Source organism: Reyranella sp. (assembly GCF_965279465.1).
GTDB lineage: Bacteria > Pseudomonadota > Alphaproteobacteria > Reyranellales > Reyranellaceae > Reyranella.
Genome location: NZ_OZ257242.1, coordinates 4265410 through 4279151 on the forward strand (window position 1 = coordinate 4265410; position 13742 = coordinate 4279151).

Sequence of the window (13742 nt, forward strand, 5' to 3'; positions counted from 1 at the left end):
GCCAACGCCCACGTTCGCCATCGCGACCGAATATGCGCCAGCCTGCCGTCAGAACCACGACGCCTTGTCGACCGGGTTGCGCAGCGGGCTGCCGGCGGCGAAGGCGCGGCAGTTGTCGGCGATGATCTCGAGCCGGCGGTCGTCGAGGTAGGGACCGTGGCCCGCCATGTGCGGGGTCAGCAGCACGTTGGGCATCGTCCACAGCGGATGCTCGGCCGGCAGCGGCTCCTGCTCGTAGACGTCGAGTGCCGCGCCGCCGATCTCGCCGGCGTGCAGCGCGGCGACCAGGTCGTCGAGCTTCGTCGTCATGCCGCGGCCGATGTTGATGAAGAACGCCGTCTTCTTCATGCGCTGGAAGCGGGCGCGGTTGAAGAAACCCTCGGTCGCCGGCGTATGCGGCACCGTCAGGATCACGAAATCCGCGCGCGGCAGGAGCTCGTCGAGGGCCGTGGCCGGATGCAGCTCGCTCACCCCTTCGGGCGCCGACGTCCGGCGCGCGTCGGTGGCCAGCACGGTCACGCCGAAAGCGGCGAGCAGGCGCGCGGCCTCGGCGCCGATGCCTCCCACGCCGACGATCAGGGCCGTCGTTTCGGGCAGGTGCAGCACATCGCCGGCCTCCAGCGGGCTCTTCTTCCATTCGCGGCGAAGCTGCTGCGGGATGTACATGTGCAAGCCGCGGGCAAAGGCCAGCACGAAGGCCAGGATATGCGCGCCGATATGGTCGTTGTAGATCTCGCGGAAGTTCGTGACCGTGACGGGATGGCCGATCAGCTCGGAGAAGTAGTAGCCGGCCGGCGGCGCCGCGAACGGCGCCTGCAGCCAGCGCAGGTTCCTCGCCTTCGACAGGAGCTCCCTGTCGAGCTGGCCGAACGCGGCCTCCGCATCGGCGATCTCGCGCGCGGCGGTGTCCGCATCCTCGGCGACGACGACGCGTGCCTCCGGCACCGTCGCGGCCAGGCGCGCGGCCCAGGCGCGCGTCGTATCGGTCTGCGGCGGCAGCATCACGAACTTGAAGGAATTGCTGCTGACCACGGTCGTTCCTCCTCGATGGGCTCTGACGTCCGCCACTCCTAGCATGGACAGAGGGGGCAGGCAGGAGCGTTCGCTGTCACGCGGGCCCGGCACCGCTGTCGCGGCGTCGGCGCGACGATCTGAACACCGTGCCCGGGCGGTCCTTCAGGTTGCGTTCAGGTTCGGGGGCTAAGCGAACCCCGCTGCAACTCCGGAGCCCCCCGATGCCTGTTCCGCAAACCAAGATTTACCTCGCTGCTGCCCTGTCCGCGGCGCGGGCGATTCGCTTCCGGCCGAATGCAAGTGGTGACTTCAGCCTTACTGTATCGACCTTGCCGAGCACGTCCTGGCTCTCCGGCATCGCCGACCTCGATGGCGACGGCGTTCCCGACTTGATCTTCGGGGCACCGGGCGACGACGACAAGGCAGGCAACGCCGGGCGAATCTTCGTCCACCTCGGGGCTGCCACGCCGGGCAGTACCCTTGGGACCGACGCGCCGACGAACCTGATCATCGATGGCGTCAATGGCGGGGACCGCGCGGGCGCGGCGGTCGGGTCGATCGCCGACCTGAATGGCGACGGACGCAACGAGATCCTGATCGGTGCGCCCGGCATGGAGAACGGTACGGCGACCGATGCCGGTGCGGCTTTCGTGGTTTGGGGAAAGGCGGTATCGGGCGGCGTCGATCTCGGCGATCCGTTCGCCGCCGATGGTGGCGGATTTGTCATGAAGGGCGAGGCGGCCGGTGACGCCGCAGGCACGGCGCTCGGCTCCATCGCCGATCTGAACGGCGACGGGAAGGCGGAGATCATCGTCGGTTCCCCGGGCAACGATGCCGGCGGGACCGACGCCGGCGCGGCCTACGTCGTTTGGGGCAAGTCCACCCTTTCGATCGTCCGGCTGAGCAACGTCGCCACAGGCACGGGTGGCTTCAAGATCGTCGGCGAGGCGGCGGGCGACGGTGTCGGCCGCGTTGTCGGCACCGTCGGTGACATGAACGGCGATGGCAAGGCCGAGATCCTGGTTGGCGCGGACGGCAGCGATGCCGGCGGGGCACAGTCGGGCGCGGCCTATGTCGTGTTCGGCAAGAGCACGACGACCAGCGTGTCGCTGGCCAGCGTCAGTGCTGGAACGGGCGGATTCCGCGTCAAGGGCATCGCCGGCGACCAGGCGGGCGCCGCTCTGGCCGGGCTGGGCGACGTCAACGGCGACGGCAAGGCCGACGTCCTGATCGGCGCGCCGGGCTCCGACAGCGCCTACGTCGTGTTCGGCAAGAGCGGGACTGCGCAGGTCGATCTCGCGGACGTGGCCGCCGGCATCGGGGGCTTCAGGATCATTGCCGAGCAGCCGGGCGATCTCGCCCGGCTGTCCGTCGCCGGCGGCGCCGACCTCAATCGCGATGGCGTGAACGACCTGGTCATCGGCACGCCCGACAACGGCGAAGGCGGCGTCCATGCCGGCGCTGTGTACGTCGTGTGGGGCGGCGGAAGCGGCACCGTCGATCTCGCTCTCGTTGCCCAGGGAATTGGCGGCGCCAAGGTCGTCGGCAGCGCGGGCAGCCTTGCCGGCGCCACGGTGGCGATCACCCCGGACGTCGACGGCGACGGCACGGCCGATCTCATGATCGGCGCCCCGGGCACGGGCGAGAGCGCTTACGTGCTGTTCTCCGACTCGAGCTGGCAGCCCGACACCAACATCTACGGTACCAGCGGCAACGACGTGATCGGCGTCGGCTACGGCGGCGTGCGCAAGGTCGGCGCAGGCGCCGACAGCATTCTCGGCCTCGCCGGCAACGATACGATCGGCGGCGGCGGCGGCAACGACACCATCGAGGGCAACGCAGGCACCGATACGCTGAACGGCGAGGCGGGCAACGACTGGTTGGACGGTGGCTCAGGCAACGATGTCATGACCGGTGGTGCCGGCGACGACACCTACGTGGTCGATTCGGCCCTCGACTCCGTGATCGAGCAGACCGGCGGCGGGACCGACACGGTCTACGCCTCGGTCGGATACACCCTTGCCAGCGAGATCGAGAACCTCGTCCTGACAGGCGCGGGCCACGCCGGTACCGGCAATTCGCTCGCCAACCACATCACCGGCACCAGCACCAACGATTCGCTGGACGGCGGTCTCGGCGCGGATCTGCTGAGCGGCGGCCTCGGCAACGATACCTACTACGTCGACAACGTGGGCGACGTGGTGACCGAGGCTTCGGGCGGCGGCTCCGATACCGTGCGGGCGTCGATCGATTACGTGCTGGCCGCCAATGTCGAGGCCCTTGCCCTGCAGGGGACGGCCCGGCATGGCACCGGCAACGCACTGGTCAACGCCCTCACCGGGACGGCAGGCGACGACACGCTGGACGGTGCCGGAGGCGCCGACTCCATGACCGGCGGCCTCGGCAACGACAGCTACATCGTCGACAACGTGGGCGACGCGATCGTCGAGGCGGCCGGTGGCGGCACCGATACGGTGACCGCTTCGGTCGATTTCACGCTGGCCGCCGAGGTGGAGAATCTGACCCTGACGGGAACGGCCCGCGTCGCGACCGGGAATGCCCTGGCCAACGTGCTCACCGGCACCAGCGGCAACGACTCTCTGGATGGCAAGACGGGCGCCGACACGATGATCGGCGGCGCCGGCAACGATACCTATTATGTGGACAACCTGCTCGACACCGCGGTCGAGGTGACCGGTGGCGGCACCGACACGATCGGCGCCTCGATCGACTACACGCTCGCAGCCGGCGAGGTGGAGAACCTCACCCTGACCGGATCGGCCCATGTCGGTACCGGCAATACCCACAAGAACATCATCACCGGTGGTACCGGCAACGATACGCTCGACGGCGGCGGAGGGGGCGACACGCTGATCGGCGGCGCCGGCGACGACCGCTACATCCTGCGCGCGACTTCAGACATCGTGACCGAAGCAATCGGCGGCGGCACGGACACCGCGGTTGCGACATTCAGCGTCACTCTGGCAGCCAACGTCGAAAACCTGGAGATCTCGGGCAACAACCGGGTGGGTACGGGCAATGCCCTGGACAACGTCCTTACCGGAGGTGCGGGCTACCAGACCCTGAAGGGCGGCGCCGGCGACGACACCTATGTCGTCGACAACGCCGCCGATGTAGTAATCGAGGACGTGGCCGGCGGCATCGACACCGTGGTGACCAGCGTCGATCTCGTGGCGGTCCCGGCCAACATCGAAAACATCCGGCTGACCGGCGGGGCGCACTCGGCGGTGGGCAACGATGGAGACAACCGCCTGTCGGGCGGCAGCGGCGACGACCGGCTCGACGGCGGGGCCGGAGACGACCTCGAGCTCGGCGGCGACGGAGACGACGTGCTGATCGCACGGGCGGGGCAAGACACCCTGTCGGGCGGTGCCGGCGACGACGTGTACAAGGTCGCAGGTGGTGCGGTCGACATCGAGGACTTCCTCGGCCACGACACGCTCGATGCCAGCGAGGCAATCGGCGACAGCTACATCGATCTCAGCGGCGAGACAGAGAGCGAGATCGAGCACGAGATCTGCCACTTTCAGGGTGGCGGGACGAGCGCGGCGCCGCTCGACGTGCAGTTCCTGCAGGACCTCAGCGGTTCGTTCGGTGACGACATCGCCAACGTGCGTGGGCTGGTCCCGCAGATCGTGGCTGCGCTGCAGGCCGTGCAAGTCGACAGCCGTTTTGGCGTGACGTCCTTCGTCGACAAGCCGGTCTCGCCGTTCGGTGCGCTGGGCGAATGGGTCTACAAGCTGGAGCTCGGCCTCACGGCCGACGCGGCGGCGCTGGCCTCGACGTACAACGCTCTGACCATCCGCTACGGCGCCGACGAACCGGAGTCCCAGATCGAGGGCCTGATGCAGTTGGCGCTGCACGCCGTCGACACCGGATACCGTCCGGACTCTGCGCGCTTCGTCGTGCTGTTTACCGATGCACCCTATCACCAGGCCGGCGACGGAGCGGCGGGGGGCATCGCGACGCCGAACAACGGTGACAACCAGACACCCGGCGACGGCGCCCTCGAGGACTACCCGCTGATCCAGCAAGTCAAGTCGGCGATCGAGGCGGCCAACATCATCCCGATCTTCGCCATCGCCAACAGCTACGAGTCGGTCTACCAGGGCCTCGTGACCGGGCTGGGCCGCGGGACCGTGGTCACGCTGACCGGCGACAGCAGCAACATCGTCTCGGCCATCACCGCCGGCATGACGGCGGTCACGACGACCCACATCGAGGACGCCGTCGGAGGCGCCGGCGACGACACCCTGAGGGGCAACGTCGCGAACAATACGCTGTGGGGCGGTGCCGGCAATGACAGCCTCGACGGCGGAACCGGCAGCGATACGCTGCGGGGCGGCGCTGGCAACGACACCTACTATGTCGACGACGCCGGAGACTTCGTTGCCGAGGCGAACAACGCGGGCGTCGATCAGATCTTCAGCTCGGTCAGCTACAGCCTGGCCGGTCAGTATATCGAGAATCTGACCTTGACGGGCAGCGGCAACATCAATGCCACCGGAAACTCGCTGGCCAACAGGCTGACCGGGAATTCGGGCAACAACGTCCTGACCGGCGGGACCGGCGCGGACAGGATGGCTGGCGGCGGGGGCAACGACACCTATTATATCGACGACGCCGGCGACTTCGTTGCCGAGGCGAACAACGCGGGCGTCGACCAGGTCTTCAGCTCGCTCAGCTACAGCCTGGCCGGTCAGTACATCGAGAATCTGACCTTGACGGGCAGCGGCAACATCAATGCCACCGGAAACTCGCTGGCCAACAGGTTGACCGGCAATTCGGGCAACAATGTCCTGACCGGCGGGACCGGCGCAGACAGGATGGCTGGCGGCGGGGGCAACGACACCTACTATGTCGACAACGCCGGCGACTTCGTCGCCGAGGCGAACAACGCGGGCGTCGACCAGGTCTTCAGCTCGCTCAGCTACAGCCTGGCCGGTCAGTACATCGAGACTCTGACCTTGACCGGCAGCGGCAACATCGATGCCACCGGAAACTCGCTGGCCAACATGTTGACCGGCACTTCAGGCAACAATGTCCTGACCGGCGGGACCGGCGCGGATACGATGGCTGGTGGTGGGGGCAACGACCGGCTGATCGGCGGTCTCGGGGCTGACTCGTTGACTGGTGGCCTCGGCATCGACACCTTCGCGTTCGGCAGCTTGACCGAGGCCGGCGACGGAATCGCGGACTTCGCGTCGGGCATCGATCTCCTGGAATTCGCGGCAGCGGGTTTCGGCGGCGGGCTGGTGGCGGGCGGTACGCCTGCGGTGCTGAACGCCGACAGCAAAGACACGGCGGTCGGCGGCGCGGCTGGCTACTTCATCTTCGACAACGCCGGCAGCGGGCTCGGCGCGCTCTACTGGGACGCGAGTGGCGGCAGCGGTGCGGACGCCGTTTCCGTTGCGACCCTGAGCGGCGTCGCCGGGCTGGCAGCGAGCGACTTCCGCATCGTATAGGCGGCAATGCGCAGACGATCAGGCGGCGATCGCGGGCAGCTCGACGGAGGCCCGCGTGCCGCCGAGACGCGAGGCGTCGAGCCAGATCCGGCCACCGTAATGCGTCACCAGCTCGCGGGCGATTGCGAGACCGAGGCCGGACCCCCGCATGGTCTCGTCGAGCCGGGCGCCCAGGCCGAACACCGTCTCGCGGGAGACCGGGGGAATGCCTGGCCCGTCGTCCTCGACGCAGAGCAAAATCACCCCGCCAGTGCGGGACGCCGACAGCGAGACGCGCGAGCGTGCCCACTTGGCGGCGTTGTCGGCGAGGTTGCCGACGATCTCGCTGAAGTCCTGCGGGTCGCACGCCACCGTGAGGTCGTCCGGCGCTTCGAAGTGGAAGGTGATGCAGCGCTCGCGGTTGAGCCGCGACAGGGCCGCGACTACGCTCGACACCGTCGGATGCACGGCGGCGGCGACACCGGGAGTGCCGCGGCCGGCAGCGCGCGCCCGGGCCATCTCGAAGTCGATCTGGCGCTGCATCTTCAGGCACTGCTCCTCGATCAACCGGGCCGCGCGAGCCTCGCCGCCGGCCTCGAGCTGGCGCGCCTCGTCGAGCAGGATGGCGAGCGGCGTCTTCAGCGCGTGAGCCAGCGTGCCGGCCTGGGTCCGCGCACGCCGCAGCATCTCGGTGTTGCTTGCAATCATCGAGTTGAGATCGTCGACCAGCGGGGCGACCTCGCGCGGCAGATCATCGGGCAGGCGCTCGGCGCGGGCGGCGCGCACTTCCATCAGGGAGCGCCGCACGCGGGCCAGCGGCCAAAGACCGACGGTGACTTGCAGGACGGCGGCTCCCGACAGGCCGAGCGCGATGACGGCCAGCGATGCCGCGAGGGCCCGATCGAAATGAGCCAGCTCGGCATCGACGCTGCTCTGGGCCATGCCGACGGCCAGGCGCAGCGGGGCTACGAGACCCGGTATCTGCACCAGCTGCAGGTTGATCCGCACAGGGCCGATCTCAGTCGCCATCTTTTGCAGGCCATCGGTGCCGATCGTCTCGAGCGGCAGCCGGCTGTGCTCGAGCGACGGCGAGCGCAGCGTTTGGCCGGTCGGGCTGTCGATCTGCCAGTACAGCCCGGACTGCGGCACCGCGAAGCGCGCATCGCTGAGGCCGCGCACCACCTCGATAGAGCCGTTCGTACGGCGTTCCACGGACATCCGCAGCTCTTCGGCGTGGTCTAGCAGATCGTGGTCGACCTGGCGGATCACCAGCTCCTCGAAGAGCTGCGACAGGACGAGGCCGCTGAGCAGCAGGCCGGCCGAAATCCACAGCACGGCGCCGACGATCAGGCGGGCGCGGAAGCTATTGCGCAGCGTGCTCTCCCGGTCCAAGCCGATAGCCCAGCCCGCGCACCGTTCGGATCGACTCGTGGCCGAGCTTCTTCCGCAGGCGGGCCACGTAGACCTCGACCGTGTTGGACTGACGGGGCTCATCGTAGGAGTAGACGTGATCGAGCAGCTCGTCCTGCGAGACGATGCGGCGCGGCCGGTGCAACAGGTAGCTGAGTATCTTGAACTCCTGCGCGGTAAGCTCGACCGGTCGGCCGTCGCGACTGACGCTGCCGGTAGTCGTGTCGAGTTCCAGGTCGCCGTGGCGCAGGACGGGACTGGCCGTGCCGGCCGAACGTCGTGTCAGGGCACGCAGTCTGGCGACCACCTCTTCCATGTGGAACGGCTTCTCGAGGTAGTCGTCGGCACCGGCGTTGAGGCCCGCCACGCGCTCGGCCCAGCCGCTGCGCGCCGTCAGCAGGAGCACGGGAATGGTGCGCCCGGCCTTGCGCCAGCGCTTCAGCACTTCGAGCCCGGAGAGCCGCGGTAGCCCGACGTCGAGCACCGCGGCGTCGAAGGCTTGGTTGGCGCCCATATACCAGCCCGTATCGCCGTCGCTGGCATGATCGACGGTAAAGCCGGCAGCCGTCAGCCCCTTGTGAATGCGCGTCGCCAGGTCGGTCTCGTCCTCGATCAGCAGAACCCGCATGGCACGTCCCCAGCCGGCAGCTCCTTCACGATTTCATCCTCGACCTCGATCGTCCTCGACCCGCGCCCGCACCGCGGGGCGAAGGCTTGCAATCGGCCCGGCCTGAGCCCTCTACGAGACGCGTTTCACACCGGGTGGCCGCCATGTCCCCTGGCCCGGCGGCAGGATCGACGGCGGCGTCGGCTTCGGCCAATACAGGCGCATCACGAGATAGATCGTGTCATTCGGCGCCGGGAGCCAGTTCGCTTCCTTGTCCGCACCGGGGCTGTCCTTCTGGATGTAGAGCGTGAGCGACCCGTCCGCGTCCTTCTTCATCGCCGGCAGCATCGGAGAGTTGATGAGGTAGCGATCGATCGGGTTCTTGACCAAAAGCTGGCTCTTGCCGTCGTACATCGTGACCGACCAGAACGCATTCACCGGCGGCAACTGGCCGGGTGCGAAGGTGAGGGTGTACTTGTGCTTGCTGCCGTCGAGCGGCTCGCCGGCCGCGTCCGTTCGGGTATAGGGGTACATGGCTTCCACGGCATCGTTGCCATAGAGACCGCCCTTGGCGGCTCCGGCCCGCATCAGCCAATCGCCGTTGAAGAAGGCCTCGTCGCCGAAGAACGCGCCGACGTTCCAGCCGTTGATGTCCTTGTTTCCGCCGGCCAGCCATTTGTCGACCTTCTCGTCGCCCTGCTTCATGGCCACCAGGATTGCGACCTTGTGCTGGAGCGACAGATCCTTCAACGCGAAGGTCTTGCCGGGGCCGATGCCGATCGTTGCGAGCTTCGCGCGAATCTCCTTGTCCCTCGCCGTCTCGGGGACGAACTGCAGGGCCGCGTCGAGATACTCGAAGAAGTTGGCCTTGATCCCCGCCGTGGTGGCCGGGACGAACTGGATTTTCGGTGCGGCGGGCGGGGCGGGCTGACCCAGGAAGGCGGAAAGCGGCCGCACCTTGTAACCGGCTTGGATCTTCTCGACGTTCGGCATGTCGCCCGGATTGAAGAGCTGGGTACGGAACAGCGCGAGCGTGAAGGGTGTCGTCGATGCGAAGACTTTCTTGATCCCGGCGGGCATTCCGCCCTTCCAGCCGGGGCCGACCACCAGATAGTCGCCCGGCTCGGTCCCCGTGGCGCGCGAGCCGATGTAACCGAAATTGTAGGTGTTGCCGTCGATGAGCTGGACCGCGTAGTAGCGGTCCTTGTCGACCGCCGGCACCGAGATGACCATCGGTTCGGCGCGCAGGTCCAGCCAGACGAACGAGTAGGGCGTGTCGCTGTTCGGCGTGATCACCGCCGTGTCCGCCGGGGTGGCGACATGATGCATGTTGTTGATCTCGTTGAACGGCGCCTTGAACTGCCCCGAGTTCCTGTCGACGGCGAACTCCTGCATGACCGCATAGTTCATCACCAGCGGCAGGCCGTAGATGAAGCCTTCCTCGGCGATGTTCTTGGCCTCCAGCAGGTTGGGCCACGCGGCCTTGTCCTGCGCAATGGCCGGGGTGGACTTCGCCGCGGCGGCGGCGAGTGCGGCCATCGCCGCGGAGCCAAGCAGATCACGTTTCGTCAGCATCTCGACACCTTCGTTCCGACTCGCCGTTTGCGGTCATGCGCACACGGGTAGTCGGAGTGGGGTAGGCGACTCCGGTCCGGCTGACAAGGGACGTCGTCGGCTGGAGCCAAAGGCCTCCCGGCTGGGGTACGGCCTACAGGAGGAAGTTCTGCGCGCGGGACAGCATTCCCCCCGAGATCGTCCGGGCCTTGAAGCCGTTCTGCAGCAGCATGCTCGCTGCAACGTATGCCCGTTGGCCGGACCTGCAGATGACCTGGATTTCGCGGTCACGCGGCAGCTCGCCCAGTCGCGCCCGCAGCCCGGCGAGGGGAATGTTGACCGCCTCCGGCACATGCTCGACGGCGAGCTCGACCGGGTCGCGCACATCGAGCAGGAAACCGTCGTCCAGAGAGGTCCAGTGGCTGACCGGCATGTCGCCGCGCAGGACATCGGCCGCCACCATTCCCGCGAAGTTGACCGGATCCTTGGCGCTGCCGAAGGGCGGCGCGTAGCAGAGCTCGGCCTCTTCGAGGTCGTACACCGTCGCATGCATCTGGATCATGGCGGCGAGCGTGTCGATCCGCTTTTCGACCCCGTCCTCGCCCAGTGCCTGCGCCCCCAGGAGGAGGCCGTCGGACTTTCGGAACAGGACCTTCATCGCGATCGGCTTGGCGCCGGGATAGTAGCCTGCGTGCGAGTTCGGATAGAGGTAGATCTTCTCCCAGTCGGTATGGCCGAGCCGCTTCAAGGTCTTCTCGCTGGCGCCGGTCCAGGCGATCACGGCGCCGAAGAGTCCGACGATCGCCGTGCCCTGGGTGCCGCGGTAGCGCGAGTTGCGGCCAGCGATCACGTCGGCGGCGATCCGGCCCTGCCGGTTGGCCGGCCCGGCCAGCGCGACGAGGCTCCTCTCGCCGGTGACGAAGTCGGCGACCTCGATCGCATCGCCCACGGCGAAGATGTCGGGGTCGCTGGTGCGCATCCGGTCGTCGACGTGAATGCCACCGCATTCGCCGAGCCGCAGCCCGGCCGTCCTGGCCAGCGTGGTATCGGGCCGAACGCCGAGAGCGAGGATCACCAGATCGGCTGGGTGGATTTTTCCACCCTTTGTCTCGACGTCGATGGCGCCATGGGCGGCAGCCCTGAACGCCGCCACGCCGTCCCCGAGCGCGAGATGAACCCCGTGCCGTCTCAGATGAGCCTCGACCGCGCGCGCCTCCTCGCGGTCCACCGGCGGCAGCACCTGGTCGAGCATTTCCACGAGCGTCACATCGAAGCCGCGATGGACGAGGTTCTCGACCATCTCCAGGCCGATGAAGCCGCCTCCGACCACCACCGCCCGCGCGTTCGGCTTCACGGTCTGGAATCCGGAGTACCGGTGCATGCCGGTCAGAAACTCGCTGCCGCGCTCGATCCAGTCGCGGATGGCCCGCGCATCGGGAATCGTCCGGACGTGAAAGATGCCCGGAAGGTCGATGCCCGGCAGCGGCGGCCGGACCGACGCGGCGCCAGGCGACAGCACCAGCTTGTCGTACGGGAGGACGGCGATGTCGCCGGTCTTCACGTCGCGCACCGTGAGCTGCTTCTCCTTCGGCGCGATGCCGACCGCCTCGCAGCCGGTGCGCACGTCGATCGCAAAATTCTCGCGGAAGAGCTTCTCGCTCGCGACCAGCAGGCGCGATTCCTTCTGGATCACATCGCCGACGTGATAGGGCAGGCCGCAGTTGGCGTACGAGACGTAGGGCCCGCGCTCGATCAGCAGGATTTCGGCGCGCTCATCCAGCCTGCGCAGGCGTGCCGCGCACGAGGCCCCACCCGCAACCCCACCGACGATTATGACTTTCATCGCAGCTGTCCGATCAAGTTATTCGCCCGGCGCCCGCGGACGTTCCGGCAGCCCACTGCGCGCTGCGAATTCATTCCTATCGGACACGCGGGAGGCGACACCTTGACATAGGTCATGCCGATCGAGATGCCGGTGGCGATCACGCGGCGAATGTCGAAGCGCGACGCAGCGCCCGCGGTCGGAGGCGGCGGGCAGCAGCAGCGATCCCCGGATGCTGCCTGCCGGCGCCTTGGGCTGCCTGCCGGATGCCATGGAGCTTCACCTCGACGCCGCGCAGCTTGAACTTCAGAATGGGCATGGTCCGCTCAATGCCCTTGATCATGCAGGCAGCAATGGCTGCCAGAAACAGCTCGGCGGGATTGAAGGGCGTCCTCGCGGCCCTGCGTGTCGGTGTCGAGCGTAATCTCTGCCTGCTTGGTCGTGGCGAGACTGCCGTGATCGTCGACCCTCCGGGCGTGAACCCGATACTCTGGCGTGGTCATTCCGGACCTGTCGTAACGTTGCGATCAGGGGCCCTCACTAGGCCTTCAGCCATGCGGCGATTGCGTCCTGACGAGGCAACCCGCCAGCGTGAACCACCTTGCCTTCGACGACGATGCCCGGCGTCGAAGCGATTCCGTAGCCGGCAATCGCGGCATAGTCCGTCACCTTCTCTACCGTCACCGCGATGCCGAGCTTGGCCGCTTCGGTCTTGACCATCTCGGCCGCCGCCTCGCAGCGCTTGCAGCCGGGACCGAGGATTTTTACGTCTTTCATGAGACCTCTCCTTTAGTGAAACAGGGCGTTGAACAGGAAGCCGACCGCCAGGATGCCGGTGCCGACGACGGCCACGAAAACCGCGATCAGCTTCAGCGACAGCACCTTGCGCAGGATGATCATCTCGGGGAGCGAAAGGGCGATCACGCTCATCATGAAGGCGAGCGTCGTGCCGAGCGCGGCGCCCTTGCCGAGAAGGGCTTCGACGACCGGAATGATCCCGGCGGCATTAGTATACATCGGGATGCCGAGCGCCACGGCCGCCGGCACCGACCACCAGGCATCGGCCCCCATGATCCGTACCATCAGATCGGCGGGCACGTAGCCGTGGATCAGCGCCCCGGCGGCGATGCCCGCGATGAGCCAGATCCACACCCGCCCGACGATATCGGCGACCGCCTCCATACCCGCCTTAATGCGGTCCGGGATCGTGATATGCTCATCGGGCAGCTCGATGGTGCCGGCGCGGATCTCGCGCACCCAGGGCTCCAGCCAACCTTCGAGCTTCAACCTGCCGATGACGAATCCGCCGACGATCGCGACGGAAAGTCCGAAGGCCAGATAGGTCAGAGCAACTTCCCAACCGACCAATGCAAACAGGAGCCCCAGAGCCACCTCGTTGATCATGGGCGCGGCGATCAGGAACGAAAACGTGACCCCGAGCGGCACGCCGGCGCTGACGAAACCGATGAACAGCGGTACCGCCGAGCACGAGCAGAACGGCGTCAGAATTCCGAGTCCTGCGGCGGCGACGTTGCCGACGCCCTCGGCGCGGCCCGCCAGCATGGCGCGGGTCTTCTCGGCCGAGAAGAAGCTGCGCACGACGCCCATGGCAAACACGACCAAGGTGAGAAGCAGAAGCACTTTCGGCGTATCGTAGACAAAGAAGGCGAGGGCCTCGCCGAGGTGGCTTTTGCGATCTACCGGCAGCAGCGAGACGATCCATTCCGAGAACGGGATGAGCTGCGAATAGAGAAAGACCCAAAGGGCGAGGCCGGCTAGGGTGGCGACAAGCCACTTCCAGACATGATCGCGCCCGGCGGCAGGCTGCCGCGGCAGGGTTTCAATCGACATCTCGCTCCTCCCTTCAGGC

Annotated in this window: 9 protein-coding genes; 1 reads left to right on the top strand and 8 read right to left on the bottom strand. The window is 67.4% G+C overall.

Annotated features, from left to right (window positions below; translation table 11 throughout):
• Positions 1–48 precede the first annotated feature (48 nt).
• Entirely contained in the window at positions 49–1032 is a 984-nt protein-coding gene (locus ACQY8M_RS20730) for a D-2-hydroxyacid dehydrogenase (RefSeq protein WP_428659012.1), read from the bottom strand.
• A gap of 203 nt (positions 1033–1235) precedes the next feature.
• Between ACQY8M_RS20730 and ACQY8M_RS20735 the strand changes: the two genes are divergently transcribed.
• The gene (locus ACQY8M_RS20735; protein ID WP_428659015.1) at positions 1236–6500 is read left to right on the top strand and encodes a hypothetical protein; all 5265 of its coding nucleotides are present in this window, start codon (positions 1236–1238) and stop codon (positions 6498–6500) included.
• Between the two features lie 18 nt (positions 6501–6518).
• On the opposite strand, the gene ACQY8M_RS20740 is transcribed toward ACQY8M_RS20735, so the two are convergent.
• From ACQY8M_RS20740 to ACQY8M_RS20770, 7 genes are all read right to left on the bottom strand, one after another.
• Entirely contained in the window at positions 6519–7871 is a 1353-nt protein-coding gene (locus ACQY8M_RS20740; RefSeq protein ID WP_428659017.1) for a sensor histidine kinase, read from the bottom strand.
• On the bottom strand, positions 7843–8517 hold the full coding sequence (locus ACQY8M_RS20745; RefSeq protein WP_428659019.1) for a response regulator transcription factor: 675 nt from the start codon (positions 8515–8517) through the stop codon (positions 7843–7845). Before ACQY8M_RS20745 ends, ACQY8M_RS20740 begins: the two co-directional genes overlap by 29 nt.
• A gap of 111 nt (positions 8518–8628) precedes the next feature.
• Positions 8629–10071 (bottom strand): DUF1254 domain-containing protein, encoded by a 1443-nt coding sequence (locus ACQY8M_RS20750; protein WP_428659022.1) that lies wholly within the window; start codon positions 10069–10071, stop codon positions 8629–8631.
• Between the two features lie 133 nt (positions 10072–10204).
• Positions 10205–11893 (bottom strand): FAD-dependent oxidoreductase, encoded by a 1689-nt coding sequence (locus tag ACQY8M_RS20755; protein WP_428659025.1) that lies wholly within the window; start codon positions 11891–11893, stop codon positions 10205–10207.
• A 139-nt stretch (positions 11894–12032) separates the two neighbouring features.
• Positions 12033–12191 (bottom strand): hypothetical protein, encoded by a 159-nt coding sequence (locus ACQY8M_RS20760; protein ID WP_428659028.1) that lies wholly within the window; start codon positions 12189–12191, stop codon positions 12033–12035.
• A 221-nt stretch (positions 12192–12412) separates the two neighbouring features.
• Positions 12413–12649 (bottom strand): thioredoxin family protein, encoded by a 237-nt coding sequence (locus tag ACQY8M_RS20765; protein WP_428659031.1) that lies wholly within the window; start codon positions 12647–12649, stop codon positions 12413–12415.
• Between the two features lie 12 nt (positions 12650–12661).
• Positions 12662–13723: a permease gene (locus tag ACQY8M_RS20770; protein ID WP_428675420.1), complete on the bottom strand. Its 1062-nt coding sequence runs from the start codon at positions 13721–13723 to the stop codon at positions 12662–12664.
• Positions 13724–13742: the final 19 nt, after the last annotated feature.

Excerpts from the sequence above, each read along its gene's own strand:
- ACQY8M_RS20735 (WP_428659015.1), top strand. The coding sequence starts at position 1,236 with ATGCCTGTTCCGCAAACCAAGATTTACCTCGCTGCTGCCCTGTCCGCG.
- ACQY8M_RS20745 (WP_428659019.1), bottom strand. The coding sequence starts at position 8,517 with ATGCGGGTTCTGCTGATCGAGGACGAGACCGACCTGGCGACGCGCATT.
- ACQY8M_RS20750 (WP_428659022.1), bottom strand. The coding sequence starts at position 10,071 with ATGCTGACGAAACGTGATCTGCTTGGCTCCGCGGCGATGGCCGCACTC.
- ACQY8M_RS20755 (WP_428659025.1), bottom strand. The coding sequence starts at position 11,893 with ATGAAAGTCATAATCGTCGGTGGGGTTGCGGGTGGGGCCTCGTGCGCG.
- ACQY8M_RS20760 (WP_428659028.1), bottom strand. The coding sequence starts at position 12,191 with ATGCCCATTCTGAAGTTCAAGCTGCGCGGCGTCGAGGTGAAGCTCCAT.
- ACQY8M_RS20765 (WP_428659031.1), bottom strand. The coding sequence starts at position 12,649 with ATGAAAGACGTAAAAATCCTCGGTCCCGGCTGCAAGCGCTGCGAGGCG.
- ACQY8M_RS20770 (WP_428675420.1), bottom strand. The coding sequence starts at position 13,723 with ATGTCGATTGAAACCCTGCCGCGGCAGCCTGCCGCCGGGCGCGATCAT.